This window comes from Pseudomonas sp. TE9122 (genome assembly GCF_056278925.1).
Genome location: NZ_JBWBQI010000001.1, coordinates 4,858,435 through 4,884,888 on the forward strand (window position 1 = coordinate 4,858,435; position 26,454 = coordinate 4,884,888).

General features: G+C 60.5%; 22 protein-coding genes and 1 pseudogene. 7 read left to right on the top strand and 16 right to left on the bottom strand.

All coding sequences use genetic code 11. The annotated features are described in order from the left end of the window. Window positions 1–51 precede the first annotated feature (51 nt). The 4 genes from ACZ9BE_RS21965 to ACZ9BE_RS21980 form a co-directional block, all read right to left on the bottom strand. The gene (locus ACZ9BE_RS21965; protein WP_003228885.1) at window positions 52–210 is read right to left on the bottom strand and encodes a YqaE/Pmp3 family membrane protein; all 159 of its coding nucleotides are present in this window, start codon (window positions 208–210) and stop codon (window positions 52–54) included. Window positions 211–304: 94 nt separating this feature from the next. Beyond that, window positions 305–625, bottom strand: a complete 321-nt coding sequence (locus tag ACZ9BE_RS21970) for a helix-turn-helix domain-containing protein (RefSeq protein ID WP_039757682.1) — start codon at window positions 623–625, stop codon at window positions 305–307. Next, on the bottom strand, window positions 618–974 hold the full coding sequence (locus tag ACZ9BE_RS21975) for a type II toxin-antitoxin system RelE/ParE family toxin (RefSeq protein ID WP_056786636.1): 357 nt from the start codon (window positions 972–974) through the stop codon (window positions 618–620). Before ACZ9BE_RS21975 ends, ACZ9BE_RS21970 begins: the two co-directional genes overlap by 8 nt. A 250-nt stretch (window positions 975–1,224) precedes the next feature. Continuing rightward, window positions 1,225–2,451 carry an aspartate aminotransferase family protein gene (locus ACZ9BE_RS21980; RefSeq protein WP_476249932.1) on the bottom strand — a complete coding sequence of 409 codons (1,227 nt, stop codon included), beginning with the start codon at window positions 2,449–2,451 and terminating at the stop codon, window positions 1,225–1,227. Window positions 2,452–2,620: 169 nt separating this feature from the next. Between ACZ9BE_RS21980 and ACZ9BE_RS21985 the strand changes: the two genes are divergently transcribed. After that, on the top strand, window positions 2,621–3,535 hold the full coding sequence (locus ACZ9BE_RS21985) for a LysR family transcriptional regulator (RefSeq protein ID WP_150743545.1): 915 nt from the start codon (window positions 2,621–2,623) through the stop codon (window positions 3,533–3,535). 228 nt (window positions 3,536–3,763) lie between these two features. Here ACZ9BE_RS21985 and ACZ9BE_RS21990 read toward each other — a convergent pair whose 3' ends face one another. From ACZ9BE_RS21990 to bioB, 10 genes and pseudogenes are all read right to left on the bottom strand, one after another. Next, complete coding sequence (locus ACZ9BE_RS21990) at window positions 3,764–5,542, bottom strand: acyl-CoA dehydrogenase C-terminal domain-containing protein (protein ID WP_252886895.1); 1,779 nt, start codon at window positions 5,540–5,542, stop codon at window positions 3,764–3,766. A 157-nt stretch (window positions 5,543–5,699) separates the two neighbouring features. After that, window positions 5,700–7,496 (bottom strand): acyl-CoA dehydrogenase C-terminal domain-containing protein, encoded by a 1,797-nt coding sequence (locus ACZ9BE_RS21995; RefSeq protein ID WP_476249933.1) that lies wholly within the window; start codon window positions 7,494–7,496, stop codon window positions 5,700–5,702. 90 nt (window positions 7,497–7,586) lie between these two features. Continuing rightward, window positions 7,587–8,881 (bottom strand): annotated as a pseudogene (locus ACZ9BE_RS22000) (GGDEF domain-containing protein). 191 nt (window positions 8,882–9,072) lie between these two features. Further along, complete coding sequence (locus tag ACZ9BE_RS22005; RefSeq protein WP_024014564.1) at window positions 9,073–10,878, bottom strand: phenylacyl-CoA dehydrogenase; 1,806 nt, start codon at window positions 10,876–10,878, stop codon at window positions 9,073–9,075. A 274-nt stretch (window positions 10,879–11,152) separates the two neighbouring features. Beyond that, the gene (locus ACZ9BE_RS22010) at window positions 11,153–11,449 is read right to left on the bottom strand and encodes a hypothetical protein (RefSeq protein ID WP_016772865.1); all 297 of its coding nucleotides are present in this window, start codon (window positions 11,447–11,449) and stop codon (window positions 11,153–11,155) included. Window positions 11,450–11,557: 108 nt separating this feature from the next. Beyond that, window positions 11,558–12,238 (bottom strand): dethiobiotin synthase, encoded by a 681-nt coding sequence (gene bioD / locus ACZ9BE_RS22015; protein ID WP_041476721.1) that lies wholly within the window; start codon window positions 12,236–12,238, stop codon window positions 11,558–11,560. After that, on the bottom strand, window positions 12,235–13,044 hold the full coding sequence (gene bioC / locus ACZ9BE_RS22020; RefSeq protein ID WP_095181436.1) for a malonyl-ACP O-methyltransferase BioC: 810 nt from the start codon (window positions 13,042–13,044) through the stop codon (window positions 12,235–12,237). Before bioC ends, bioD begins: the two co-directional genes overlap by 4 nt. Beyond that, window positions 13,037–13,768 (bottom strand): alpha/beta fold hydrolase, encoded by a 732-nt coding sequence (locus ACZ9BE_RS22025; protein ID WP_305381643.1) that lies wholly within the window; start codon window positions 13,766–13,768, stop codon window positions 13,037–13,039. The genes bioC and ACZ9BE_RS22025 overlap by 8 nt, the downstream gene beginning before the upstream one ends. Further along, window positions 13,761–14,939 carry an 8-amino-7-oxononanoate synthase gene (gene bioF, locus ACZ9BE_RS22030; protein WP_423662588.1) on the bottom strand — a complete coding sequence of 393 codons (1,179 nt, stop codon included), beginning with the start codon at window positions 14,937–14,939 and terminating at the stop codon, window positions 13,761–13,763. Before bioF ends, ACZ9BE_RS22025 begins: the two co-directional genes overlap by 8 nt. Window positions 14,940–15,098: 159 nt before the next feature. Continuing rightward, on the bottom strand, window positions 15,099–16,154 hold the full coding sequence (gene bioB, locus ACZ9BE_RS22035) for a biotin synthase BioB (protein ID WP_056786610.1): 1,056 nt from the start codon (window positions 16,152–16,154) through the stop codon (window positions 15,099–15,101). Window positions 16,155–16,245: 91 nt separating this feature from the next. Here bioB and ACZ9BE_RS22040 point away from each other — a divergent pair, with 91 nt between their 5' ends. From ACZ9BE_RS22040 to rarD, 5 genes are all read left to right on the top strand, one after another. Then, window positions 16,246–16,980 (top strand): double zinc ribbon domain-containing protein, encoded by a 735-nt coding sequence (locus tag ACZ9BE_RS22040; protein ID WP_476249934.1) that lies wholly within the window; start codon window positions 16,246–16,248, stop codon window positions 16,978–16,980. 186 nt (window positions 16,981–17,166) lie between these two features. Next, complete coding sequence (locus ACZ9BE_RS22045; protein ID WP_476249935.1) at window positions 17,167–17,931, top strand: TOBE domain-containing protein; 765 nt, start codon at window positions 17,167–17,169, stop codon at window positions 17,929–17,931. A 70-nt stretch (window positions 17,932–18,001) separates the two neighbouring features. Beyond that, window positions 18,002–19,903 carry a PhoX family protein gene (locus tag ACZ9BE_RS22050; RefSeq protein WP_064361248.1) on the top strand — a complete coding sequence of 634 codons (1,902 nt, stop codon included), beginning with the start codon at window positions 18,002–18,004 and terminating at the stop codon, window positions 19,901–19,903. 165 nt (window positions 19,904–20,068) lie between these two features. Continuing rightward, a complete protein-coding gene (locus ACZ9BE_RS22055; protein ID WP_476249936.1) occupies window positions 20,069–21,043 on the top strand; it encodes a serine/threonine protein kinase in 975 nt (324 codons plus the stop codon). 160 nt (window positions 21,044–21,203) lie between these two features. Next, window positions 21,204–22,091 carry an EamA family transporter RarD gene (rarD, locus tag ACZ9BE_RS22060; protein ID WP_476249937.1) on the top strand — a complete coding sequence of 296 codons (888 nt, stop codon included), beginning with the start codon at window positions 21,204–21,206 and terminating at the stop codon, window positions 22,089–22,091. 223 nt (window positions 22,092–22,314) lie between these two features. Here rarD and ACZ9BE_RS22065 read toward each other — a convergent pair whose 3' ends face one another. Continuing rightward, on the bottom strand, window positions 22,315–22,833 hold the full coding sequence (locus ACZ9BE_RS22065; protein ID WP_016772854.1) for a glycine cleavage system transcriptional repressor: 519 nt from the start codon (window positions 22,831–22,833) through the stop codon (window positions 22,315–22,317). A 640-nt stretch (window positions 22,834–23,473) separates the two neighbouring features. Here ACZ9BE_RS22065 and ACZ9BE_RS22070 point away from each other — a divergent pair. Then, window positions 23,474–25,651, top strand: coding sequence for a malate synthase G (locus tag ACZ9BE_RS22070; protein WP_252886899.1), 2,178 nt, complete (start codon window positions 23,474–23,476; stop codon window positions 25,649–25,651). Window positions 25,652–25,914: 263 nt separating this feature from the next. Here the strand turns inward: ACZ9BE_RS22070 and ACZ9BE_RS22075 are convergent, their stop codons facing one another. Further along, entirely contained in the window at window positions 25,915–26,361 is a 447-nt protein-coding gene (locus tag ACZ9BE_RS22075) for a response regulator (RefSeq protein WP_016772851.1), read from the bottom strand. Between the last annotated feature and the right edge of the window lie 93 nt (window positions 26,362–26,454).

The following is a 26,454-nucleotide window of genomic DNA, read 5'->3' on the forward strand; positions in this document are numbered from 1 at the left end:
ACTGTGGGAGCGGGCTTGCCCGCGATAGCTATTGATCAGACGCCGCTGGACTCAACGCTTGGCGATGATATACACCGCATGCACGATCCCTGGGATGTAGCCGCACAGCGTCAGCAGAATGTTCAGCCAGAACGCCCCGCCAAACCCGACCTGCAGAAACACGCCCAGTGGCGGCAACAGAATAGCGATGATGATACGAATGAAATCCATGGGGCAGCTCCTGAATGGGGGTTGGCTCACTTGAGCCATACAAGCTAATCGACACGCGCCGTTCGTCAGGGTTCAGTGCAATAGCTCGTCAGGCTCAAGCGAGAATTTTCAACCCATGTTTTTGTACGATGCTCAGTAGTTTGAGCGCCATACCGCTGGGATGTTTGTCACCCGATTCCCACTGCTTCACCGTGGATGCACTTGTGTTGAGATAGCGTGCAAATACCGGTTGGCTGACCTTGTTTCGCTCGCGTAGCGCCTTGATCTCCTCAGCCGGGATCGCTAAGGGAACCGATGCCAGACAGGAGTCATCGAATTCTCGCATCGTTGCCTTGTTTATTGCTCCGACAGCAAGCAACGCCCCGGCTGATTCGTGTATCGATTCAAAGACTTCACTTTTGAATTTCTTACTCATGACATATCTCCACAAACTCCTTCATCGCCAACAAGTCGCTGATCTGCGCTTCGGTCAGTTGCGCATAGACCTTTGCCAATTTACGTAAATCCTTCAATTCTGTTGGCGTGATATTGCTTTGATCCTGCTTGGCGAAAAGCACTTGGTAGATCCAGTGACGTCCACCTTTTGCCAAAACAATCGAACGGTGACGGTTCGCCTTCAAGCGCTTCTTCCACACGCCTCCGCCAAGATTGTCCGCCTGTCCCTGAAGCATCTGGTGAAACGCCTCTTGCAACTCTTCATCTGTGATCCACGCCCTGCTGGCCTGGAGGGCGAAGCGTTTGGTCTTGAACAACCTCAATGGCATAGGTATCCCTTCCAAAAACATACCACCCAGTGGTACAGATCGCAAAACGGCTTTTTCGGTGATACCGATCAGGCCGTGGCCGCATCCCTTGCTGGCATTCTCTAAAAGACCATCCGCGGTACGATCCCTCAAGCTCTAAATCCCGTCTGTAAAACCCGGCCACAAAAAAACGCCCCACGCCAAAAGAATCAGGCGTGGGGCGTGCGTTATACCGCGAGACGGTTCGAGTAATCGGTTGGGGCTGCTCAGCTCACACGGCAATGCCTTTGCGGCAGTGCACTTGGGCGGTGCGCACCCGCGAGAAGGCGCGGCCCAGGCGCAGGAGCATTTCGTCGATGTTGGCTTTGCTGACAGTGAGGGCCGGGGTGAAGCGCAGGCAGTCAGGCTGCGCGGCGTTCAATATCAGGCCTTCGTGAAGTGCGGCATGGACGACGGCGTCGGCGCATTCGTCGGACAGCGTCAACCCGTAAAACAGGCCTTGGCCGCGTAACTCGCCGTGGCGGTAGCGGTGCGCCAGTCGCGCAAGGCCTTCGCGCAAATGCTGGCCGCTGTCGTTAACCTGCTGGAGAAAGCTGCGGTCATGGATGCTGTCGAGCACTACCAGACCGGCCGCCGTGATCAAGGCGTTGCCGTGATGGGTGCCGCTCAGCTCGCCAGTGGCGAAGCAGCAGGCCTTACCTCGCGCCAGCAAGGCCGCCAGCGGCAAGCCGCCGCCAAGACCTTTGCCGAGCACGACGATATCGGCGCGAATCCCGTAGGACTGTTCGGCGAGCAAGGTGCCGCAGCGGCCGATACCGGTCTGCACTTCGTCGAGAATCAGCAGAATGCCCAGTTCACGGCACAGTCGTTCGACCCCTTTGAGGTAATGCTCGGTCGCGGGAATGACCCCGGCATCGCTCTGGATCGGCTCCAGCATGATCGCCACGGTCTGCGCGTCTACCGCCGCATGCAGCGCCGGCAGGTCGTTGAATGGCACTCGATCAATCGTCGCCAGACTGCGGCCATGACAACCCTGCTCAGCCATGATGATCCGCGAGGCGCCGCCGCGATGCAGCTGCCCCCATTTGCGCGCCAGTTTGATCGCCGCCTCACAAGCCTCGCTGCCACTGTTGAGCAGGTACGCCTGATCGCTGGACGTGCTGGCGCACAAACGTTCGGCGAGGCTGAGCATGCCGCCATTACGCAGATTGCAGCCGGGATTGATCAGCGCCTGGGCCTGATTGGCGATGGCTTTGACCAGCGCCGTGGGGCTGTGGCCAAGGCTGTTGGCGCCGCCGGCCTGGGAAAAGTCGAGGTAGGCGCGATCGTTGCTGTCCCACAGCCAGGAACCCTGGCCGCGAACGAACACTTGTTGCGGCCGATCGACGCTGGGCATCAGGCGTTGGGCATTGAGATGGTCGGTCATAGCGGATGGCCCCGCCTCGAAGCAGAGGTCATCCAGACTCGGCGTCTGGCGCCGCAAACTGAACATATTCATGCGGAAAAACCTCGCTGGAGGTTTTTTGAACTGCCTATGTAATCACGAACGAAGCAAATGGAATTCGTCACGCTTTCTGGCCCTGCAAGCCTTGTGAATGCGGTTAGACTAGGCGCGCAAACGGCTTCAGGCCATTTCGATTTCTCAGCCATTTCGATAAGCGCTACTTATGGATTTCAAACAACTGCGTTATTTCGTCGCGGTCTACGAAGAAGGCCATGTCGGCCGTGCGGCTGAGCGCTTGTCGATCTCGCAACCGGCGCTGTCGCAACAGATCCGTCAGCTGGAGCAGAACCTCGACGTAACCCTGTTCGAACGCAGCAGTAAACGCCTGCTGCCGACCCTCGCTGCGCATACGCTGTACAACCACGCGTTGCCATTGCTCGATGGCTTGCAGCGGGCGCGCGAGGCGTTGGGTAGTTTCAAGGGTCAGGCACTGCGCACACTGGCGATCGGTGTGTTGCAAACGGTGCACACCAGCCTTGTGCCGCAGATGCTCGAGCGTGTGCGCAAGGCGCAGCCGCATCTGGTGGTACAAATCTATGAACTGACCGGGCTGGAAATCGAACGGCGTCTGCTCAATGGTTCCCTGGACATCGGCATCAGCTATCTGCCACCGCGCCAACCCGGTCTGCACGGTGTGTTGCTGTACGAAGATGAACTGACGCTGGTCATCCCGGCGGACCATCCCTTGCGCGAGTTCAAGAAGGTCTCGATGCGCCAGGCTGCTGAGCTGCCCATGTTGCTGCTCGGCGAAGAGTTCCAGATCCGACAGATCTGGCAGGCACAACTGACCAGCCTCGGACGACGCCCGCAGGTGCAGGCCGAGTTGAACACTATGCTGGGGATTCTCGATAGCCTGCCGCACACCAGGCTGGCAACGGTGCTGCCGGGACGTTCGCAAAAGGAATATGACGATGAAGATCTGCTATGGAAACCGCTGAGCGAACCACGGGTGCCGTTGCAAGTTGGCCTGGTGTGCCGTGATGTGCAACGCCAGCAGGCCTCGTTGGCATTGCTGCGGACATTGCTTGAAGAGGTGATCGACCGCGAAACGAAGCCGCCCCTTGATCCGCTCGCCTGAAACTTTTCTTCAGGCAAAAGAAAACCCCGCCGAAGCGGGGCTTTGCAGACTGTTTCCCTGACATCCATTTCACTCCGCCACCCTGGCAGAATCCTACGTGTCCGTGTTGTTTACTTTGCGCTTCCTGCGCGACGTCCATGAAATGTAGATTAGCCGTGGATCCAATATACGGATATGGGAGAACAGCAGCGCGTCACGTAAGCAAATGCTTACATGACGTCTACAGGATCAAAACTGTGCCGCATCCAGCAGGAACAGCGACTCGCTACCGGCCTTGACCGACGCGCTCAACGAGTGGATACGCGGCAGCAGACGGGCGAAATAGAAGCGCGCGGTGCCCAGCTTGCTCGCGTAGAAATCCTCCTGCGCTTCCTTGCCCAGCGCGGCTTTGGCCATCAACGCCCACATGTAGGCGTAAGCGGTGTAGCCGAACGCTTGCAAATATTCGACCGAGGCCGCGCCGATTTCGTTCGGATTGTTTTTCGCCCGGTCCAGCAGCCACGCGGTCAACTCGTCGAGGGTGTCGACGGCATCGTTCAACGGCTTGGTGAACTCGCCCAGATCAGCACTGGCGGTTGCGGTGAAATGGCGGATCTCGTCAGCGAACAGCTGGTAGAACGCGCCGCCACTGCCAACGATCTTGCGCCCGACCAGGTCCAGCGCCTGAATACCGTTGGTGCCTTCGTAGATCTGGGTGATGCGCACGTCACGCACCAGTTGCTCCTGGCCCCACTCGCGGATGTAGCCGTGGCCGCCGAAAATCTGCTGGCCGTGGACAGTGGTTTCCAGACCCAGGTCGGTCAGGAAGGCTTTCGCCACCGGCGTCAGCAACGCCACCAGATCTTCCGCGCGCTTGCGGGTGGTCGCGTCTTCACTGAACTTGGCGGTGTCCAGTTGCATCGCTACATACGTGGAGAACGCACGGCCGCCTTCGTTCGAGGCTTTCATGGTCAGCAGCATGCGCCGCACGTCCGGGTGAACAATGATCGGGTCAGCGACTTTGTCCTTGTTCTGCGCACCGGTCGGCGAACGACTCTGCAGACGATCGCGCGCGTATTCAACAGCGTTCTGATAAGAGCGCTCGCCCGTGGCCAGGCCTTGAATACCAACGCCCAGGCGCTCGTAGTTCATCATGGTGAACATCGCCGCCAGGCCTTTGTTCGGCTCGCCGACCAAATAACCCACGGCTTCGTCGAAGTTCATCACGCAGGTCGCCGAGGCCTGAATGCCCATCTTGTGCTCGATCGAGCCACAGTTGACCGGGTTACGCGCACCAAGGCTGCCGTCGGCATTGACCATGAACTTCGGCACCAGAAACAGCGAAATACCTTTTGGACCGGCCGGCGCGTCAGGCAGCTTGGCCAGTACCAGGTGAATGATGTTTTCGGTGAGGTCGTGCTCGCCACCAGTGATGAAGATCTTGGTGCCGCTGACCTTGTAGGAACCGTCGGCCTGAGGTTCGGCTTTGGTGCGAATGATCCCCAGATCGGTGCCCGCGTGCGGCTCGGTCAGGCACATGGAACCGGCCCAGATGCCGGCGTACATGTTCGGCAGGTACGCAGCTTTCAGTTCTTCGCTGGCATGCGCATTGATCGACAGGCAGGCGCCGGCGGTCAGCATCGGGTACAGACCGAACGCCAGGCTGGCGGAGTTGACCATTTCTTCGACCTGCGCCGACACGGCTTTGGGCATGCCCATGCCGCCGTAGGCCGGATCGCCACCAACACCGACCCAACCGCCTTCAGCATAAGTCTGATAGGCCTGTGGGAAACCGGCCGGCGTGGTGACGGCACCGTCCGCCCAATGGCAACCTTCCTCGTCAGCAGCACGGCTCAGTGGCGCGATGCTTTTGCTGGTGACCTTGCCGGCCTCTTCGAGAATCGCTTCAACGGTTTCGGCGTCGACGGTCTCGGCCAGCGCCGGCAGTTCGGCCCAGAGTTTGGCGACTTCGAACACTTCATTGAGGACGAAGCGCATATCGCGCAGCGGCGCTTTGTAGTCAGCCATGGCAAACCTCGCAAGATCTAAACAGGTGGTTCGTGGAATGATGTTTTCGTTGATCCGGAGTGTACCTCAACAACTTTTGCGACACATAGGGTCAACCGGTGACTGATTTGTTATTTTTGGTCACCGGAAAAAGATCGCCGCGATCTTTCGATCTGCCCTACAAAGCAAACGCCTGCGCCGGCAAATTCATCAAACAATCACTCCCCGCCTCGATCGCCGCCTGATGCGCAGCCGTACGCGGCAGCAAGCGCTTGAAGTAGAACTCGCACGTCGCCAGTTTGCCCTTGAGGAAATCAGCCTCACCCTCGCCCGCCTCCAGCTGTGCCTGAGCAACCAACGCCATGCGCAGCCACAGGTAGCCCAGGATGATGTAGCCGCTGTACATCAGATAATCCACCGACGCAGCACCGACTTCGTCCGGGTTCTTCATGGCCGCCATGCCGACCTTCATGGTCAGGTCGCCCCACTGTTGGTTGAGCCCGTTGAGTTGCGCGACGAAGCGGCCCAGCTGCGCATGTTCGGCGTTCGCTGCGCAGAACTTGTGGACGATTTTGGTAAAGCCGCGCAGCAGCTTGCCCTGACTGCCCAGCACCTTACGCCCGAGCAGGTCGAGCGCTTGAATGCCATTGGTGCCTTCGTAGATCGGCGCAATCCGGCAATCGCGCACCAGTTGCTCCATGCCCCACTCACGAATGAAGCCGTGGCCGCCGAATACCTGCATGCCGTGATTGGTCACTTCCAGCCCGGTGTCGGTCATGAACGCCTTGCAGATCGGCGTGAGGAACGCCAGCAGGTCTTCGGCCTCCTGACGCGCATCGGCATCGCTGCTCAGGTGCGCAACATCGAGCATCTGCGCAGTGAAATGGGTCAGCGCGCGGTTGCCTTCGTTGAAGGCTTTCATGGTCAGCAACATGCGTCGCACATCGGGGTGAACGATGATCGGGTCGGCAGGTTTTTCCGGCGATTTGGCACCGGTCAGGGCGCGCATCTGCAGGCGGTCATTGGCGTACTTGATCGCGCCCTGAAAACTCGCCTCGCCCAGACACAGCCCCTGCATGCCAGTACCAAGCCGCGCATGGTTCATCATGGTGAACATGCAGTTGAGGCCCTTGTTCGGCTCGCCGATCAAGTAACCCGTGGCGGCATCGAAATTCAGCACGCACGTAGCAGAAGCCTTGACGCCCATCTTGTGCTCGATCGAGCCACAGGAAACGCCGTTGCGCTCACCCGCTTCGCCTGCTGCATCGGGCAGAAACTTGGGCACGATAAACAGGGAAATGCCCTTGGTTCCGGCCGGTGCGTCCGGCAGCTTCGCCAGGACCAGATGGATGATGTTGTCGCTCAGGTCATGCTCACCAGCGGAGATGAAAATCTTGCTGCCGGTGATCGCGTAGCTGCCGTCGGCCCGGGGCACCGCGCGAGTCTTGATGATGCCCAGATCAGTGCCGCAGTGCGCTTCGGTCAGGCACATGGTGCCGGTCCACTGGCCAGCGGTGAGTTTGCTCAGGTAGGTGTCTTTCTGCTCGGCGGTGCCGTGGGCGTGGATCGCCGACATCGCGCCGTGGGTCAGGCCGGGGTACATGCCCCAGGACGTGTTGCTGGAGCCGACCATCTCGCTGATCACCAGCCCCAGCGAACTCGGCAACCCTTGGCCACCGTAAGCCGGATCAGCCGCCAAACCGTGCCAGCCGCCCTCGACATATTGTGCGAAGGCCTGCTTGAAGCCTGTAGGCGTTGTCACCACGCCGTTGTCGAAATGGCAGCCCTCTTCGTCGCCGCTGCGATTGAGCGGTGCCAGAACGTTCTCGCAGAACTTCGCGCCTTCTTCGAGGATCGCGCTGATCATGTCCGGGCTGGCGTCATGCGCGCCGAGACTGGCGTAGCTGGAGTGGAAGTCGAAGACGTGATCGATCAGAAAGCGCATGTCGCGCAGGGGAGCTTTGTACTCGGGCATGGTGGCTTCTCCGTCAGCAGATTTGTTCAACCTACTGCTGGCCACCACGCGCGACAATCACTGTGCAGGCGCTGAATGCGCCGTCATCACTCAACCCGCAGCAGCGTCCATGCGCACCGCGCCACGGCGGTTCTGCCCGAACGCCATGACGCAGTTACGCCCGGCGCCCTTGGCGCTGTACAACGCCTGGTCGGCGGACTTGAGCACTTCTTCAGGGGTGCGCTGCTCGACACGTTCGGCGACGCCGATACTCACCGTCACCGACACCGCCGAAGCCCCGGAACCGCTGCGCCGCTGGCGACCTTGCTGATCATCCTGCGGGCGGTTTTCCTGGTTGCGTAACTGAATGCTGTAAGACGCAATCGATTCACGGATCACTTCCAGGTGCGGCATGCACTCCTCAAGGGTCTTGCCTGCGAACACCAAGGCAAATTCCTCACCGCCGTAGCGATACGCCCTACCGCCACCGCTGATTTTCGACAGTTTGCTGGCGACCAGCCGCAGCACCTGATCACCGACATCGTGGCCGTGGGTGTCGTTGAATTTCTTGAAGTGATCGACGTCGCTCATCGCCAGCACATAGTTGCGCCCCAGGCGCTGCATACGTTCGTTGAGCGCACGTCGTCCCGGCAGGCCGGTGAGCTCGTCGCGGAAGGCCATTTGATAGGCCTCATGCGCAACGGCGGCGGCGATCATCAGCATCACCTGGCTGCACATGATGTTCAGGGTGAACGGCAGAATGAAGGTCTTCGGCAGCATCCAGAACACACCGAGCAAGCCAACCAGTTGCGCCGCGTGCAACGGGCGCGGGTTGCGCCAGTATTGCCAGGCAGAGCCAGAAGCAGGAAGGCCGAGATGAACACCGGATAGGACAACTGGATGAGACTCATCCATGCCCCATGCAGCGCCGGCCAGCGGATCTCCGACAACCACAGCAGCAGCGCCTGTGGGTAACTTTGCTCCAGTCCCAGCGCCACGCTGCCAAATGCCAGCAGCACGGCAAAGCGCGCGACCATGTCCTGAAACAGATGGGTACGTTCCTGCCATGCGGCGAATAATCCGAACAACAACGGCAGCAGCAGGCAGACCAGATGAAACACCACCGCAGCGTCTTCGCGGACCTTGCCGTTGTCGCGGTAGAAATCTGTCTGGGTGTCCAGCAGAAAGTAGGCGATGTACACCGTCAGCATCAGAAACAGTTCGCGCTGACGTCGGTACACCGCGCAATACGCGCCACCGAGGAGCAGAACCAATGTCGGCAGGACGTTGAACAGTGACGTGAAGAATACGCTGAGGTCTTTGACGTACGCAGCCGCCAGCCCCGCAAGCAATAACAGCAGTGATGGCAGGAAATGGCTGAAACGTACAGCGGAAGAACGCGGCAAGGGTAAGCTCCGACCCGTCATAGCAAAGAGATGGCATTGTGCCTGCAAAGTGCGGCCAAGCCCATACAATGTGATCCAGATCACACACGGTCTCTGTAACGGCCGGAAGCTCGACTATCTGAGCGATCCACAAACAAAAAAACCGCTGCCCCCTAACGGGAGCAGCGGTTTTCGTCAGACTGCGTTAAGGCTTAGTAGCCCAGTGCGAAGTCTTCTTCTTTCATGTCCATCAGGTTGCCAGCACCCGACAGCATAGTGGCCACGTGCGTACGGGTACGCGGCAGGATGCGCTGGAAGTAGAAGCGCGCGGTTTGCAGCTTGGCGGTGTAGAACGCCTCGTCGCTGGTGCCGGCAGCCAGTTTTTCCGCAGCCAGACGTGCCATGTCTGCCCAGAAGTAGGCCAGGCAGGCATAACCGGAGTACATCAGGTAATCCACGGAGGCCGCGCCGACTTCTTCGCGATCTTTCATGGCAGCCATACCGACCTTCATGGTCAGCTCGCCCCACTCCTTGTTCAGTGCAGCCAGCGGCGCGACGAATTCCTGGACGGCTTCGTTGCCTTCGTTGGTCTGGCAGAACTTGTGGACGATCTTGGTGAAGCCTTTCAGAGCCTCGCCTTGAGTCATCAGCACTTTGCGGCCGAGCAGGTCGAGGGCCTGGATGCCGGTGGTGCCTTCGTACAGCATCGAAATGCGGCTGTCGCGAACGTTCTGCTCCATGCCCCACTCGGCGATGAAACCGTGGCCGCCGTAGATCTGCACGCCGTGGTTGGCGGCTTCGAAACCGACTTCGGTCATGAACGCTTTGGCGATCGGGGTCATGAACGCCAGCAGTGCGTCGGCCTTCTTCTTCTCTTCTTCATCGACGCCGTATTTGACGATGTCGACCTGCTTAGCAGTGAAGTAGACCATCGCGCGGTTGCCTTCGGCGAACGCCTTCATGGTCAACAGCATACGGCGCACGTCCGGGTGGACGATGATCGGGTCAGCGGCTTTGTCCGGCGCTTTCGGGCCAGTCAGCGAGCGCATTTGCAGGCGATCACGAGCGTATTTCAGACCGCCCTGGAAGCCGATTTCGGCGTGAGCCAGACCTTGCAGTGCGGTACCGAGGCGAGCGGTGTTCATAAAGGTGAACATGCAGTTCAGACCTTTGTTCGCCGGGCCGATCAGGTAACCGGTGGCGCCGTCGAAGTTCATCACGCAAGTGGCGTTGCCGTGGATGCCCATCTTGTGTTCCAGCGAACCGCAGCTCACTGCGTTGCGCGCGCCAATGGTGCCATCGGCGTTTGGCAGGAACTTTGGAACGATGAACAGCGAGATGCCTTTGGTGCCAGCCGGAGCATCCGGCAGACGCGCCAGTACGATGTGGACGATGTTGTCGGCCATGTCGTGTTCACCGGCCGAGATGAAGATCTTGGTGCCGGAAACTTTGTAGGAACCGTCGGCCTGAGGCTCGGCCTTGGTGCGCAGCATGCCCAGGTCGGTGCCGCAGTGCGGTTCGGTCAGGCACATGGTGCCGGTCCATTCGCCGGAGACCAGTTTGGTCAGATAGGCTTCCTGCTGCTCTGGGGTGCCGTGCTCGGAGATGGTATTCATCGCACCGTGCGACAGACCTGGGTACATGCCCCACGACCAGTTGGCTTCGCCGACCATTTCGCTCACCGCCAGACCCAGCGACTCAGGCAGGCCCTGACCGCCGTGCTCAACGTCGTGCGCCAGGCTTGGCCAGCCGCCTTCGACGAATTGCTTGTACGCCTCTTTGAAGCCAGTCGGGGTTTTCACGCCGGACTCGCTCCAGGTGCAGCCTTCGATGTCGCCCACGCGGTTCAGCGGCGCCAGTACCTGCTCACAAAACTTGGCGCCTTCCTCGAGGATGGCGTCAACCATGTCCGGCGTGGCGTCTGCGCACGCTGGCAGGCTCTGATAGTGCGCTTCGTAGCCGAGCAGTTCGTCACGAACGAAGCGAATATCACGCAAGGGGGCCTTGTAGTCAGGCATAGCGATAAACCTCTGCTGATGTAACCGGGAATGAACGACCGTGTTGAATTGTTGTGACGGTCAAACAGTTGTTTGAAACATACGTTTACGCCGAAATCTTGTCAAGCATCGATCTTTTGCCGTTCGTCATCACGCTCTCCAAATGCCGGAGACGACAAATCGCCGCGACTTGATATAAGCCACGGGCGTTGTAAAAAGATTAGTTGAGCAAGAAGGACTTAAACGAAAAACGCCGCGACAGGGCGCGGCGTTTCGGGGTCTACAACAAACTCAATCAGGCGAAAGTATCGATGATCGTCCCGAGCACTTCGTCGGATGCCTTGGCCACCTTCACACCCAGCTCTGCCTGGATCTTGCCCTGCGACAGCTCGACGATATTGCTCGCCAGATCCGATTCTTGTGCGCGATCCACACCGCGCAGGCGATTGACCTGCACTTCGGACGACTGGCTGGTCACCGAACGTTCGATAGTGTTGTTGGCGATCTGGCTGGCAGCCTGATCGACGCGGTTCTGCCCGGACTGAATCGAGCTCAGTCCCGCATAAAAAGCTGTGTTGCCGGAGATTTCCATAGTCACTCTCATCCCTGCAAAGGATCAATGCTCGCCATTGAAGCAGACGCGCCAGCAAAACACCCGTCAAAAACACTAATGGCACAGTGCCTGTTCATAGGCAAAAGCTTAGTCGAGCAAATCCAGTTGCAAATGCTCGGCGACCGCTTCGGCGCTCAACGCCTTGAGTTTCGGCACCCGGCCCAGGCATGGCGCGGGAATGCGCTCGGCCAGGGTCGCGAGGTTTTCCTCCAGCCGCGAAGTTTTCGGATCGATGATATTCGCCACCCACCCCGCCAATTGCAGACCATCGCGGGCAATGGCCTCGGCGGTCAGCAAAGCATGACTGATGCACCCCAGCCTCACGCCCACCACTAGAATCACTGGCAGCTTCAGTGCAATCGCCAGGTCAGAGAGATTGTCCTGATCGGCCAACGGCACACGCCAGCCGCCCGCGCCTTCGATCAGGGTGAAATCGGCGTTCATCGCCAGAATCCCGCGCATCGGCGCCAGCAGCGATTGCACCGTCAGCGCTACACCTGCTTCGCGCGCCGCCAGATGCGGAGCGATCGCTGGCTCGAACGCCACCGGGTTGACCTGTTGATAAGTCAGCGGCAACGAACATTCGGCCAGCAGCGCCAAGGCATCAGAATTACGCAAGCCTTTGGGCGTGACGTCGCAACCCGATGCCACCGGTTTGCCCGCCGCCGTGCTCAAGCCTGCCGACCGCGCCGCATGGAGCAATCCGGCAGCAACGGTGGTTTTGCCGACATCGGTGTCGGTACCGGTGACGAAATAGGCTGCGCTCATAGAGGTTTCTCCAACACGGCGTATACCACCTGATACGTTGCCGGCAGCCCCGACGCCTGACGGAACCGCTCATACGCGTCGATCAGCCCGAGAATCCGCGCCCGTCCGGTCAAACCGCCCGGCCGCCCGGGATTCAGATTGTGTGCGCCCAACGCTTTCAACTCATGAGTCAGGCTGCGCACATCCGGGTAATGCAACACGTGCGGCTGATTCTCCAGCACCAAAATGCGCATGCCACTGCCGGCACATAACTGTTCATAGCGGGCGAACTCGCGGAAGCGATTGACGTGCACCAGCCCGTCGACCTGCTGCCAACTCTCACGCAACTCGAACAGCGTCCCTGTACAGAGACTAGCAAACGCAAAAATCCCGCCCGGTTTAAGCACGCGCAAGGCTTCGCCGAGCACCGCCTCGAAGTCGGCGCACCACTGCACCGCGAGACTGGAGAAAATCAGATCGAAGCTAGCATCCTGCAACGGCAGCCTTTCGGCATCGCCAGCGATGAAATGCTCAGCGCCACCCAGCGGCCGTGCGTGATTGAGCATGCCCTCGGCGATGTCCAGCGCGACACCGCTGCCCTGGGTGAAACGCGAGGCCAGCGCGCGGGTGAAGTAGCCGGTGCCGCAACCGAGATCGAGCCACCGCGACGGCATGAAACTCCCAGGCAAACGCTCAAGCAACTGTGTGCCGACGTCACGCTGAAACTCCGCGACACTGTCGTAACTGGCCGCAGCGCGGGAAAAAGACGCCGCCACCTGGCGCTTGTCGGGCAAGCCCTCAGGCAGCACAAGGGACAGATCAGTCATCAGCGCACTCATGTAGAAAAGCCTGGATCGCGCCCGCGACTCCATGCGGGTCTTCCAGCAGGAAAGCATGGCTGGCCTGTTCGATCAGACCAATTTCGATATCCGGCAAAAGCGCGAACAATGCGCCGGCCGCTTCCGCCGGAACCAGCGCGTCCTGCCCGCCGAACAGATGAAACTGCGGCCCGCGAAACGCCTGCAACGCCTGGCGTGTGTCCAGCTGCGCGAGTAGCTCCAGACCTGCCATCAGCGCGGCCGGCGCGGTTGCCGGCGCGCCAGCGAGCAGCAAGCGCGACAAGCCACGCGGATCTGGCGAACCTTGCGCACATAAAAGAGAGAAGCGCTTGAGCGTGGTACGCGGGTCGGCCTGACAACCGGCAAGAAACGCATCGAAGGTCTCGCCAGGCATCGCGCTCGGCCACTGCTCATGGGCGACAAACGCAGGGTTGCTCGCCAGCGTCAGCAGCCCGCAGCACGCCTCGCCGCGTCGTGCCGCCAGTTCGCTGGCGAGCATGCCGCCCAGCGACCAGCCACCAAGCCAGACTTCCTGCGGAATGCGCGCATCGAGTTCGTCGAGCCAGTCTTCAAGGTCAGCGGAGTCCAGCTCCGGCAGCGGTTCGATCTCGACTTGCAGATGTTCGTCGAGGCCGCGCAATGCTGCGGCCAGCGGTTCCAGCGGCGACACGCCGAGGCCCCAGCCGGGCAGCAGGATCAGACGATTACGCATGGCTTGGCTCCAACGACAATCGGGCGAAGCAATCTGCCAACCCTTCCAGCAACTGTTGCACCTGTGCCTCGCTGTGGGCGGCGGTCAGAGTGACGCGCAACCGCGCGCTGCCGGCCGGCACGGTCGGTGGGCGAATTGCGGTCACCATCAAGCCGCGCTCGCGGAGCATTTGTGACAGTCGCACCGCGCGTCCGGCATCGCCGATCATGATCGGCTGGATCGGCGTGAAGCTGTCCATCAGCTCCAGCCCGATCTGCTCGGCGCCGTGGCGGAACTGGCGGACCAGTGTCTGCAAATGCTCACGGCGCCAGTGTTCACTGCGCAACAGCTCGAGGCTTTTCAGCGTCGCGCAGGCCAGCGCCGGCGGTTGGCTGGTGGTGTAGATGTACGGGCGGGCGAACTGGATCAGGCTTTCGATCAACTCTTCGCTGCCAGCGACAAAGGCCCCGGCGGTGCCGAAGGCTTTGCCGAGGGTGCCGACCAGCACCGGCACATCGTCCTGGCTCAAGCCGAAATGCTCGACGATACCGCCACCGTTGGCGCCCAACGGGCCGAAGCCGTGGGCATCGTCGACCATCAGCCACGCGCCTTTGGCCTTGGCCGCGCGGGCCAGCGCCGGCAGGTCGGCGATGTCACCGTCCATGCTGAATACGCCATCGGTCACCACCAGCGTGTTGCCGGTGGCTTTCTCCAGGCGTTTGCCCAGGCTTTCGGCGTCGTTGTGCAGATAACGATTGAAACGCGCGCCGGACAACAGGCCCGCGTCCAGCAACGAAGCGTGATTGAGCCGGTCTTCGAGTACCGTATCGCCCTGCCCGACCAGCGCGGTGACCGCGCCGAGGTTGGCCATGTAGCCGGTGGTGAACAGCAGCGCACGTGGGCGCCCGGTCAGATCGGCGAGCGCTTCTTCCAGCGCGTGATGCGGGCTGCTGTGGCCGATCACCAGATGGGACGCGCCACCACCGACACCCCAGCGCTCGGCACCGGCGCGCCAGGCTTCGATCACCTGCGGATGATTGGCCAGGCCCAGATAATCGTTGTTGCAGAAAGCGAGCAGCGGTTGGCCGTCCACCACGACTTGCGGGCCTTGCGGCGAGTCGAGCAGCGGGCGGTGGCGGTAGAGGTTGTCGGCACGGCGGGCAGCAAGGCGTGCGGCGAGATCGAATGACATGCAGGCCTCGATTTTCAAATGACACAGATCCCCTGTGGGAGCGAGCCTGCTCGCGAATGGGCGTCACATCCAACATGGATATTCGCGGCCAAACCGCTTTCGCGAGCAGGCTCGCTCCCACAGGGGTTTTGCATTCCTTCAGCGCAATCCGTGCAGCTTTTAGATGGCAGCGTTATAGAACTGCTCGCTGCTTTTCTGCTCCACCAGCGCCTGCTCGATCGCCGCTTGGTGCACTTCATCCGCGTGCTCTTCGCGAGCCTCCGGCTGGATACCGAGGCGCGCGAACAGCTGCATGTCCTTATCCGCCTGCGGGTTGGCGGTGGTGAGCAATTTGTCGCCGTAGAAAATCGAGTTGGCGCCAGCGAAAAATGCCAGGGCCTGCATCTGCTCGTTCATCGCTTCGCGACCGGCGGACAGGCGCACGTGGGATTGCGGCATGAGGATGCGCGCGACGGCGAGCATGCGGATGAAGTCGAACGGGTCGATGTCTTCGGCGTTTTCCAGCGGCGTGCCGGCGACTTTCACCAGCATGTTGATTGGCACCGACTCCGGGTGCTCCGGCAGGTTGGCCAGCTGGATCAGCAGATTGGCGCGATCGTCCAGCGATTCGCCCATGCCGAGAATGCCGCCGGAGCAGATTTTCATTCCCGACTCGCGCACATAGGCCAGCGTCTGCAGGCGTTCGCTGTAAGTACGGGTGGTGATGATGCTGCCGTAGAACTCCGGCGAGGTGTCGAGGTTGTGGTTGTAGTAATCGAGACCGGCCTTGGCCAGCGCTTCGGTCTGTTCCTGATCGAGACGTCCGAGGGTCATGCAGGTTTCCAGGCCGAGGGCTTTTACTCCTTCAACCATCTTCAACACATACGGCATGTCTTTGGCCGACGGATGTTTCCACGCTGCGCCCATGCAGAACCGCGTCGAACCAATGGCTTTCGCGCGGGCCGCCTCTTCGAGGACCTTCTGCACTTCCATCAGTTTTTCTTTTTCCAGCCCGGTGTTGTAGTGCCCGGACTGCGGGCAGTACTTGCAGTCTTCCGGGCAGGCACCGGTCTTGATCGACAGCAGTGTCGAGACCTGCACGCGGTTGGCGTTGAAATGTGCGCGGTGCACCGTTTGCGCCTGGAACAGCAAGTCGTTGAATGGCTGTACGAAGAGTGCTTTGACTTCGGCCAGAGACCAATCGTGACGCAGGGTGGCGGTGGTGCTCGCGCTCATGGGCAATTCCTTGGTTATGCTTGGCTGGCGCTGGGGGAAACGGAATACCCACAGGCGCTACACGGATGTTCGGCATATTTAAGGAAGAGCGATGCGCTGTCAACCGCAATACAAGAGACAGGTTTACATCTGTTTAAAAAACGTACAGACCTGTTTGCTGTGCGATGAGCCCGCAGAAGCACAAATGCCAATGTGCGAGGCCTGCGAAACCGAGCTGCCCTGGCTCGGCAGCCATTGTCAGAGCTGCGCTTTGCCGCTGGCGGCGGATGGCCTGACTTGCGGCGAGTGCCTGCTAGAGCCTCCGGCCTTCGAGCAGGTCGCCGTGCCCTGGGTTTATGGCTTCCCCGTGGACAGTCTGATTACACGCTTTAAACACAACGCGAAATGGCCGTTTGGTCACCTGCTCGCCGACGTTCTCGGCCAATACCTGCAGCATCGCTTCGCCGAGGACCTGCCGCGCCCCGATGTGTTGCTACCGGTGCCGTTGGCGAATAAACGACTGCGTCGGCGAGGATTCAATCAAGCGGCGATGCTCGCGCGCTGGTTGAGTGTTTCTCTGGATCTGCCCTGTGAAGAACAGCTTCTAAGGCGAGTCATGGACACCGACGCCCAGCAGGATCTCGACGCCAAGGCGCGCAAACGCAATTTGCGCAATGCCTTTGCGCTGGTGCCTGACGCGCAGGTCAGTGGCCGCCATTGCGCGCTGGTGGATGATGTTCTGACCACGGGCGCGACCGCTCAAGCGCTGGCGCGGTTGTTGATGAATGCAGGTGCGGCGCGGGTTGATGTGTATTGCCTGGCCCGTACGCCGAAGCCCGGTACCTGAAGCGAATACAGATATCGTGTGGGAGCGAGCCTGCTCGCGAATGGGCATCACATTCAACAAAGCTGTTGTTGGTCAAACCGCTTTCGCGAGCAGGCTCGCTCCCACAGGGGGCTTTGCGTCAGGCTTGACTCATGCGTTGCAAGTGGCCAACGTCCATTTCATCGCCCGAGCCAGAAGCGTTCTGCCATGTCCCTGCCCACCCTGCTCTCCCAGCACATCGTCCGCCGCCCGCAGCGCATTGCCCTGCTGCAACACATCGCCGAGCAGGGCTCGATCACCCGTGCGGCGAAAAGCGCGGGGCTCAGTTACAAGGCGGCGTGGGATGCGATCGATGAGCTGAACAACCTGGCGCAGAAACCCCTGGTCGAGCGCGTGGTGGGCGGCAAGGGTGGCGGCGGCGCCAGATTGTCCAGCGAGGGCGAGCGAGTGCTGCGCCTGTATCAGAAATTGCAGGCGTTGCAGGCGCAGGTGCTGGAAGCGGCGGAAGACGCCAGCGATCTCGACCTGCTCGGGCGCCTGATGCTCAGGACCAGCGCGCGCAATCAGCTGCATGGCACGGTGGCAGCGATTCAGGCGCAGGGTCGCAATGACTTGATCCACCTTGAACTGGCCGAAGGCATTGCTCTGGAGGCGCAGATCACCCACGACAGCACCGTGCATCTGGAATTGCAGATCGGTACCGAAGTGATGGCGCTGATCAAGGCTGGCTGGCTTGAGTTGCTCGGCGCCGATCAGTCGGCAACGCCCGGACACAATGTCCTGCGCGGCACCATCGAAGCGATCCTCGATGCCGAGGACGGTCCCAGCGAGGTGCGCATTTCCCTGCCCAACGGCCAGACACTTTGCGCCTTGGCGGAACCGCTGCACTTGCGCAGCCACAGGCTGGAGGTCGGCAATCCGGTGCAGGTGCAATGCGCACCATCTAACGTGCTGATCGGCACCCCGCTCTGATTAGCCCTTGCCACAAAAGCGTCATCGACCCGCATTAAGGTGTTGCCCATAACCAAGCAGGGAGCCTGATGTGAGCCTATTAGAAGAAAACCAATCCACTGATCTGGAAAAAATGGTCGGCCTCAGCCGTCGCGGTTTCATCAGCGCCGGTGCGTTGTGCGGCGCGGCGATGTTCCTTGGCGGCAACCTGTTGAGCCGCAGCGTCATGGCCGCCAGTGTCAGCGCCGGCAACAGCCGCCTGCTCGGTTTCGAAAGCATCCCGGCAGCGACCACCGACGCCATCAGCCTGCCCAAGGGCTACAAGTCTTCGGTGCTGATCAGTTGGGGCCAGCCGCTGCACAAGAACGGCCCGGCCTTCGACCCGAGCGGTAACGGCACCGCTGCCGCACAGGAAGTGCAGTTCGGCGACAACAATGACGGCATGAGCCTGTTCGCCTTCCCGGACGACAAGAACCGCGCGCTGATGGCAATCAACAACGAATACACCAACTACCGCTACCTGTATCCGCATGGCGGCATGCCGCAGTCGGCTGAGGATGTGCGCAAGGCATTGGCCTGCGAAGGCGTGTCGGTGATCGAAGTACAGCGTAAGAATGGTCAGTGGCAATTCGTCCAGGGCTCGCGCTACAACCGCCGCATCCACGGCAACTCGCCGCTGCGCATCAGCGGTCCGGCCCGCGGCCACGACTTGATGAAAACCGCCGCCGACAAGCACGGCAAGAAAGTCCTCGGCACGTTCCAGAACTGCGCCAACGGCAAGACGCCGTGGGGCACCTACCTGACCTGTGAAGAAAACTTCACCGACTGCTTCGGCAGCAGCAACGCCCAGCAGCAATTCGATGCCGCGCAAAAGCGCTACGGCGTTGTCGCCAGCAGCAAGGACATCAACTGGCACCCGCACGACCCGCGCTTCGACATGGCCAAGAACCCCAACGAGCTCAACCGTCACGGCTGGGTGGTCGAGATCGACCCATTCGATCCGCAATCGACTCCGGTCAAACGCACCGCGCTGGGCCGCTTCAAGCATGAAAACGCCGCACTCGCCGAGACCGACGATGGTCGCGCTGTGGTGTACATGGGCGACGACGAACGTGGCGAGTTCATCTACAAATTCGTCAGCCGCGATCGCATCAACCATCGCAATCAGAAGGCCAACCGCGACATCCTCGATCACGGCACGTTGTATGTGGCCAAATTCGATGCCGGTGACGGCAACCCTGACCACCCGAAAGGCCGGGGCCAGTGGATCGAACTGACCCACGGCAAGAACGGCATCGACGCCAGCAGCGGATTTGCCGATCAGGCCGAAGTGCTGATCCACGCGCGCCTCGCCGCCAGCGTCGTCGGCGCAACACGCATGGACCGCCCGGAGTGGATCGTCGTCAGCCCCAAGGACGGCCAGGTTTATTGCACCCTGACCAACAACGCCAAACGTGGCGAAGACGGTCAACCGGTGGGCGGGCCGAACCCGCGCGAGAAGAACGTCTATGGGCAGATTCTGCGCTGGCGCACCGACCGCGATGACCATGCCTCGAAGACATTCGCTTGGGATCTGTTTGTGGTCGCCGGCAACCCGGGCGTGCATGCCGGGACGCCGAAGGGTGGCTCATCGAACATCACCCCGCAGAACATGTTCAACAGCCCCGACGGTCTGGGTTTCGACAAGGCCGGGCGCCTGTGGATTCTCACTGACGGCGATTCGAGCAACGCTGGCGACTTCGCCGGGATGGGCAACAACCAGATGCTCTGCGCCGATCCTGCGACCGGTGAGATTCGCCGTTTCATGGTCGGGCCAGTGGGTTGTGAAGTGACCGGAATCAGCTTCTCGCCGGATCAGAAAACGCTGTTTGTCGGCATCCAGCATCCGGGCGAAAACGGTGGTTCGACCTTCCCCGAGCACCTGCCCAATGGCAAGCCAAGGTCTTCGGTGATGGCGATTACGCGCGAGGATGGTGGGATCGTCGGCGCCTGATAAACCCTCATCGCTGGCAAGCCAGCTCCCACAGGTCTTGCGCAAAACCTGTGGGAGCCGGCTTGCCAGCGATGGCATCAGCAATGACACCAACCACCTCCGCCGCCGCCATCTGCGCTACCATGCCGAGCCGGACGCAGCAGCCTGCTGCGCGCAGGAGTCAGCATGGCCCACCCGTTTGAAACCCTCACCCCCGATCTCGTCCTGGATGCCGTTGAAAGCATCGGCTTCCTCAGCGACGCGCGCATTCTGGCGCTCAACAGCTACGAAAACCGTGTTTATCAGGTCGGTATCGAAGACTCCGAGCCGCTGATTGCCAAGTTTTATCGTCCGCAGCGCTGGACCAACGAGGCCATCCTCGAAGAGCACCAGTTCACTTTCGAACTGGCCGACATCGACATTCCGGTGGTAGCGCCGCTGATCCATAACGGTGAAACCCTGCATGAGCACGCCGGTTTCCGCTTCACCCTGTTCCCGCGCCGTGGTGGTCGGGCGCCGGAGCCGGGCAACCTTGATCAGCTGTATCGCCTCGGCCAGTTGCTCGGGCGCATGCACGCGGTGGGCGGCACCAAGCCGTTCAAGTACCGCGAAGCCCTCGCCGTGCAGAACTTCGGCCATGCCTCGCTGAACACCCTGCTTGAGGGCAATTTCATTCCCAAGAGCCTGCTGCCGGCGTACGAGTCGGTTGCCCGCGACCTGCTCAAACGCGTCGAAGATGTCTACGCCGCCACGCCGCACCAGAACATCCGCATGCACGGTGACTGCCACCCCGGCAACATGATGTGCCGCGACGAGATGTTCCACATCGTCGACCTCGACGATTGCCGCATGGGCCCGGCGGTGCAGGACATCTGGATGATGCTCGCCGGCGATCGTCAGGAGTGTCTGGGGCAGTTGTCGGAATTGATGGACGGCTACAACGAATTCCATGATTTCGACCCGCGCGAACTGGCGCTGATCGAACCGTTGCGCGCCCTGCGCCTGATGCACTACAGCGCCTGGCTGGCGCGGCGCTGGGACGACCCGGCATTCCCGCGCAGCTTTCCGTGGTTTGGCACGGAGCGGTATTGGGGCGACCAGGTGCTGGCCTTGCGTGAGCAGCTGGCGGCACTGAATGAAGAGCCGCTGAAACTCTTCTGATCAAAGATCAAAAGATCGCAGCCTTCGGCAGCTCGTACCTTGGAATGCATATCCCTGTAGGAGCTACCGAAGGCTGCGATCTTTTTGCTTTCTGACACGACACATCTATACAACCTCCTTACAATCCTTCCTTTGTCAGCTGCCCGAGCAAGGATTCTGCATGCAAGCCGCCAACCCGCGTCGCGGGTACATTCTGGGCCTGAGCGCCTACATCATCTGGGGCCTGTTCCCGATCTATTTCAAAGCCATCGCCGAAGTCCCGGCCGTCGAGATCATCATCCATCGGGTGCTGTGGTCGGCGCTGTTCGGTGCGTTGCTGCTGATGGTGTGGAAACACCCGGGCTGGTTGCGCGAGCTGATCGACAATCCAAAACGCCTGGCGATTCTGGCCCTGAGCGGCACGCTGATCGCGGCCAACTGGCTGACCTATGTCTGGTCGGTGAACAACGGCCGCATGCTCGAGGCGAGTCTGGGTTACTACATCAATCCGCTGGTCAACGTCCTGTTGGGCATGGTGATCCTTGGCGAACGGCTGCGGCGCATGCAGTGGGTCGCGGTCGGTCTCGCTGCCATCGGCGTGGCGCAGCAGGTGTGGCAGGTCGGCAGCTTGCCGTGGGTGTCGCTGGCGCTGGCGCTGACTTTCGGCTTCTACGGTCTGATCCGCAAGCAGGCGCCGGTCAAGGCGTTGCCGGGGCTGGTGGTGGAAACCTGGATGCTGGTGCCGATCGCGATTGCATGGTTGCTGTTCAATCAGACTGCCACGAGTGTGCAGCCGGCCTTCTGGACCACCTCCGAAGCCTGGTGGCTCGTGGCTGCCGGCCCGGTGACGCTGGTGCCATTGGTGTGTTTCAACGCCGCCACCCGCCACTTGCCCTACACCACCATCGGCTTCCTGCAATACATCGCGCCGACACTGGTGTTGCTGCAAGCCGTGCTGCTGTTTGGCGAGCATTTGTCGTCCAGCACGCTGGTCGCGTTCATGTTTATCTGGGCCGGTCTGGCGGTCTACAGCGTTGATGCGTGGATAAGTTTGCGCCGACGGGCCTGATCAAAAAACGCACAATGCTCCGCAGGCCACGGTTCTCGTGGCCTGCATCGTTCCTTCCCAAGCTTATCCACAGCGTGATCCCCGCCGTTTGTGCGCAAGTCACTGAATGTTGGCGGTTTTTTGATCAACCTGCGCAAAGCCACGGCCGGCGTGGCGTGGCGGTCTGTCTCTACAGGTTATCCACAGGCAGGTGCACGTTAAACCTGAATAACCCTGTGAACGCTCAAACTTCTGTGCGTAACACCAATTCGACCATCAGATCATCGGCCAGGGTTTCCAGACGCGCCTGCAACACATCCAGCGACAGCGTCAGTGGTACCGCGAGAATCGCCTCGGCGTGAAACAGCGGCTCGCTGCTCATCGGCGCCGGGCGCACTTCAGTTACCAGTCGCTCCAGGTTCACGCCCTGCTCGCTCAACAGGCGAGTGATATCACGAACGATACCCGGTCGGTCATTGCCGACCAGTTCCATGGCGATCGGTTTCCACGTGCAGGACTGCTCCACTCCGCTTTCGGCAATCAATACCCGAATGCCATGGGCCGACAGCGCTTGCAGGGCATCGACCAGTTCGTCGTAAGCCTCCGCCGGCACGCCCACGCGCAGAATCCCGGCGAACTGCCCGGCCATGCGTGACATGCGGCTTTCCAGCCAATTGCCGCCGTGCTCGGCAATGCATTGGGCGATGCGCTCGACCTGCCCGGGCTTGTCCGGGGCGAAAACGGTGAGTACGAGATGGTCCATGGCGCAGCCCTCTTGTCATGACTTTTGTTATCGAAGGGCAAGTATAGGCAAGCGGCTTGATTCAGCCTGACCCAGTGCTGGCAGATGATGACCTGTGGCGAGGGGATTTATCCCCGTCCGGCTGCGCAGCAGTCGTGAGTCCTGCCAATTGGGTCTGCCAGCCGGACCGCAGGGGGCGGCTTCGCCACCCAAACGGGGATAAATCCCCTCGCCACAGATTCGCTCATCGCAAAGGGGGAGACGCCAAATCGCGCCATAGCAGTCAAACAGCAATTATGTGTACAACTTTCGATATTTAGCTGGAACAATCCAATGCTTTTTTGAGAACATCCCGTTCCGCGACGTGACCGCAATGCGTCATGAGGTCGCAGAACGACGTAATTAGTCTGATTTTCACAAGCGCAACTCATCATGTAGTATGCCGCAGCGCGCACTACATAACGCTGGATCGATGTCTGCCCAAGGTCCTTCGCAATCCTGAAAGCCCCGTCAGCAAGGCCTCCAAGCCGTTGATTGGTCCTAGCCCAGCCGCCAGCGATGGCATGTACTGGTCCGCAGGTTTGTGGTTTAAATGGCCGGAAGCTTCATTGTTAAATTGACGAGCTGAAAAGCGAAATAGCTGAGCAGAGTGAGGCAAGCAATGACTGAACACGTTCAAGTCGGTGGCCTGCAGGTCGCCAAAGTCCTGTTCGACTTCGTGAACAACGAAGCCATTCCCGGTACCGGCCTCACCGCCGAACAATTCTGGGAAGGTGCCGACAAGGTCATTCACGACCTGGCGCCGAAGAACAAAGCCCTACTCGCCAAACGCGATGACTTCCAGGCGCGCATCGATGCCTGGCATCAGCAGCATGCCGGCCAGGCGCACGATGCCGTGGCCTACAAAGCTTTCCTGCAAGAGATCGGTTATCTGCTGCCAGAAGCGGCTGATTTCCAGGCGACGACACAAAACGTCGACGATGAAATCGCCCGCACCGCCGGCCCGCAACTGGTCGTGCCGGTGATGAATGCGCGCTTCGCGCTCAACGCCTCGAACGCCCGCTGGGGTTCGCTGTACGACGCTCTCTACGGCACCGACGCGATCAGCGAAGACGGCGGCGCGGAAAAAGGCAAAGGCTACAACAAGGTGCGTGGCGACAAAGTCATCGCCTTCGCCCGCGCCTTCCTCGACGAAGCCGCGCCACTGGCCGCAGGCTCCCACGTCGATTCGACCGGCTACAGGATCGCTGACGGCAAACTGGTCGTGACGCTCAAGGGCGGCAGCAACAGCGGCCTGCGCGATGACGCTCAGTTGATCGGTTTCCAGGGTGACGCCAACGCGCCGATCGCCGTTCTGCTCAAGCACAACGGCCTGCACTTCGAAATCCAGATCGATGCCAGCACTCCGGTCGGCCAGACCGATGCCGCCGGGGTCAAAGACATCCTCATGGAAGCGGCGCTGACCACGATCATGGACTGCGAAGACTCCGTGGCCGCCGTCGATGCCGACGACAAAGTGGTGATCTACCGCAACTGGCTCGGCCTGATGAAGGGCGACCTCGCGGAATCCGTGTCCAAGGGCGGCCAGACCTTCACCCGCACCATGAACCCGGATCGCACCTACACCGCGCCCAATGGCGGTGAAGTGACCCTGCACGGTCGTTCGCTGTTGTTCGTGCGCAACGTCGGCCATCTGATGACCATCGATGCGATCCTCGACAGCCAAGGCAACGAAGTACCGGAAGGTATCCTCGATGGTCTGGTGACCTGTCTGGCGGCAATGCACAACCTCAACGGCAACACTTCGCGGCGCAACACCCGCACCGGTTCGGTGTACATCGTCAAACCGAAAATGCACGGCCCGGAAGAAGCGGCATTCACCAACGAGCTGTTCGGGCGTATCGAAGATGTCCTGCGCTTGCCGCGCAACACCCTGAAAGTCGGGATCATGGACGAGGAGCGCCGCACCACGGTCAACCTCAAGGCTTGCATCAAGGCGGCCAGCGAGCGTGTGGTGTTCATCAACACCGGTTTCCTCGACCGTACCGGCGACGAAATCCACACTTCCATGGAGGCCGGCCCAGTGGTGCGCAAGGCGGACATGAAGGCCGAGAAGTGGATCGGCGCCTACGAAAACTGGAACGTCGATATCGGTCTGAGCACTGGCCTGCAAGGTCGTGCACAAATCGGTAAAGGCATGTGGGCGATGCCGGATCTGATGGCAGCGATGCTCGAGCAGAAAATCGCTCACCCACTCGCCGGCGCCAACACTGCCTGGGTGCCATCGCCAACCGCCGCTGCGCTGCACGCGCTGCACTACCACAAGGTTGACGTGTTTGCGCGTCAGGCTGAACTGGCCAAACGTGCGCGCGCCTCGGTGGACGACATCCTCACCATTCCACTGGCAGTGAACCCAAGCTGGACGCCAGAGCAGATCAAGAACGAACTGGACAACAATGCCCAGGGCATTCTCGGTTACGTGGTGCGCTGGATCGACCAGGGTGTCGGTTGCTCCAAAGTCCCGGATATCAACGACGTTGGCCTGATGGAAGACCGTGCGACGCTGCGTATCTCCAGCCAGCACATCGCCAACTGGCTGCGCCACGGTATCGTCAGCCAAGAGCAAGTGATGGAAAGCCTCAAGCGCATGGCGCCGGTGGTTGACCGCCAGAACGCCAACGACCCGCTGTATCGCCCGCTGGCACCGGACTTCGACAGCAACATCGCCTTCCAGGCGGCGGTCGAACTGGTGATCGAAGGCACCAGGCAACCGAACGGCTACACCGAGCCGGTGCTGCACCGTCGTCGTCGCGAGTTCAAGGCCGCGAATGGTCTGTAATTTGCGCTGACGCTGGAAGTGAAAAAGGCCCTGATCGAGAGATCAGGGCCTTTTTGTTTGTGAGGTGGGTTGGATTGTTGTGGTGGGCTTGAGATCCATCCCCCTCACCCCAGCCCTCTCCCCCAAGGGGTAGAGGGGAAAGGGAGCAGATTGGGGAAGTTTCAATTCCTGAGTTCGACTCATGAAATTCAGGTCGGTGTACCTCCAACATTCACCGCGGTCAGTCCCCTCTCCCTCTGGGAGAGGGTTAGGGTGAGGGGCTTCTAGGGCTCAATGCCCAATTCATGCTTCACCAACTCAAGCAACTTGCCCGTATCAATCGGCTTGAGCAGAAAATCCACCACGCTCAAATGCATCGCTTCGATCGCATCTTTCACGTCGGCATCGCCGGAGACGATGATAATTGGCATCGCTGCCCGTACCGATTCACGCACCTGGCGAATCAGCTCGAGGCCGTCGACATTGCCCATGCGCAGGTCGGTAATCACCAGACCGATCGAAGGCTTTTCATCGAGCATTTTCAGCGCGGTTTCACCGCTGGCTGCGGTCATGCAGCGAATGCCGTCCAGCGCGAGTATCTCCGACAACAGCTCGCGGGCGTCCTTGTCGTCGTCGACGATCAGGACACGCTGCGGCGGCAGATCGGGTTCGAGCATGACTGCGCTGAGCGCTTCTCGCTCGGCGTCGCTCAAAATATCGTGGTCGGACATGGCGCTCTCTAAATGTTCAAACAATCCCTGGCAAGTCGTCAGACATCACCGGACAGCGCTTCAATGTGCACTTCGTCGGAATTTTTTCCAAGT

Coding starts and splice junctions, on each gene's coding strand:
- ACZ9BE_RS21965 (WP_003228885.1), bottom strand. CDS start 210: ATGGATTTCATTCGTATCATCATCGCTATTCTGTTGCCGCCACTGGGC.
- ACZ9BE_RS21970 (WP_039757682.1), bottom strand. CDS start 625: ATGAGTAAGAAATTCAAAAGTGAAGTCTTTGAATCGATACACGAATCA.
- ACZ9BE_RS21975 (WP_056786636.1), bottom strand. CDS start 974: ATGCCATTGAGGTTGTTCAAGACCAAACGCTTCGCCCTCCAGGCCAGC.
- ACZ9BE_RS21980 (WP_476249932.1), bottom strand. CDS start 2,451: ATGAATATGTTCAGTTTGCGGCGCCAGACGCCGAGTCTGGATGACCTC.
- ACZ9BE_RS21985 (WP_150743545.1), top strand. CDS start 2,621: ATGGATTTCAAACAACTGCGTTATTTCGTCGCGGTCTACGAAGAAGGC.
- ACZ9BE_RS21990 (WP_252886895.1), bottom strand. CDS start 5,542: ATGGCTGACTACAAAGCGCCGCTGCGCGATATGCGCTTCGTCCTCAAT.
- ACZ9BE_RS21995 (WP_476249933.1), bottom strand. CDS start 7,496: ATGCCCGAGTACAAAGCTCCCCTGCGCGACATGCGCTTTCTGATCGAT.
- ACZ9BE_RS22005 (WP_024014564.1), bottom strand. CDS start 10,878: ATGCCTGACTACAAGGCCCCCTTGCGTGATATTCGCTTCGTTCGTGAC.
- ACZ9BE_RS22010 (WP_016772865.1), bottom strand. CDS start 11,449: ATGGAAATCTCCGGCAACACAGCTTTTTATGCGGGACTGAGCTCGATT.
- bioD (WP_041476721.1), bottom strand. CDS start 12,238: ATGAGCGCAGCCTATTTCGTCACCGGTACCGACACCGATGTCGGCAAA.
- bioC (WP_095181436.1), bottom strand. CDS start 13,044: ATGACTGATCTGTCCCTTGTGCTGCCTGAGGGCTTGCCCGACAAGCGC.
- ACZ9BE_RS22025 (WP_305381643.1), bottom strand. CDS start 13,768: ATGCGTAATCGTCTGATCCTGCTGCCCGGCTGGGGCCTCGGCGTGTCG.
- bioF (WP_423662588.1), bottom strand. CDS start 14,939: ATGTCATTCGATCTCGCCGCACGCCTTGCTGCCCGCCGTGCCGACAAC.
- bioB (WP_056786610.1), bottom strand. CDS start 16,154: ATGAGCGCGAGCACCACCGCCACCCTGCGTCACGATTGGTCTCTGGCC.
- ACZ9BE_RS22040 (WP_476249934.1), top strand. CDS start 16,246: ATGCGCTGTCAACCGCAATACAAGAGACAGGTTTACATCTGTTTAAAA.
- ACZ9BE_RS22045 (WP_476249935.1), top strand. CDS start 17,167: ATGTCCCTGCCCACCCTGCTCTCCCAGCACATCGTCCGCCGCCCGCAG.
- ACZ9BE_RS22055 (WP_476249936.1), top strand. CDS start 20,069: ATGGCCCACCCGTTTGAAACCCTCACCCCCGATCTCGTCCTGGATGCC.
- rarD (WP_476249937.1), top strand. CDS start 21,204: ATGCAAGCCGCCAACCCGCGTCGCGGGTACATTCTGGGCCTGAGCGCC.
- ACZ9BE_RS22065 (WP_016772854.1), bottom strand. CDS start 22,833: ATGGACCATCTCGTACTCACCGTTTTCGCCCCGGACAAGCCCGGGCAG.
- ACZ9BE_RS22070 (WP_252886899.1), top strand. CDS start 23,474: ATGACTGAACACGTTCAAGTCGGTGGCCTGCAGGTCGCCAAAGTCCTG.
- ACZ9BE_RS22075 (WP_016772851.1), bottom strand. CDS start 26,361: ATGTCCGACCACGATATTTTGAGCGACGCCGAGCGAGAAGCGCTCAGC.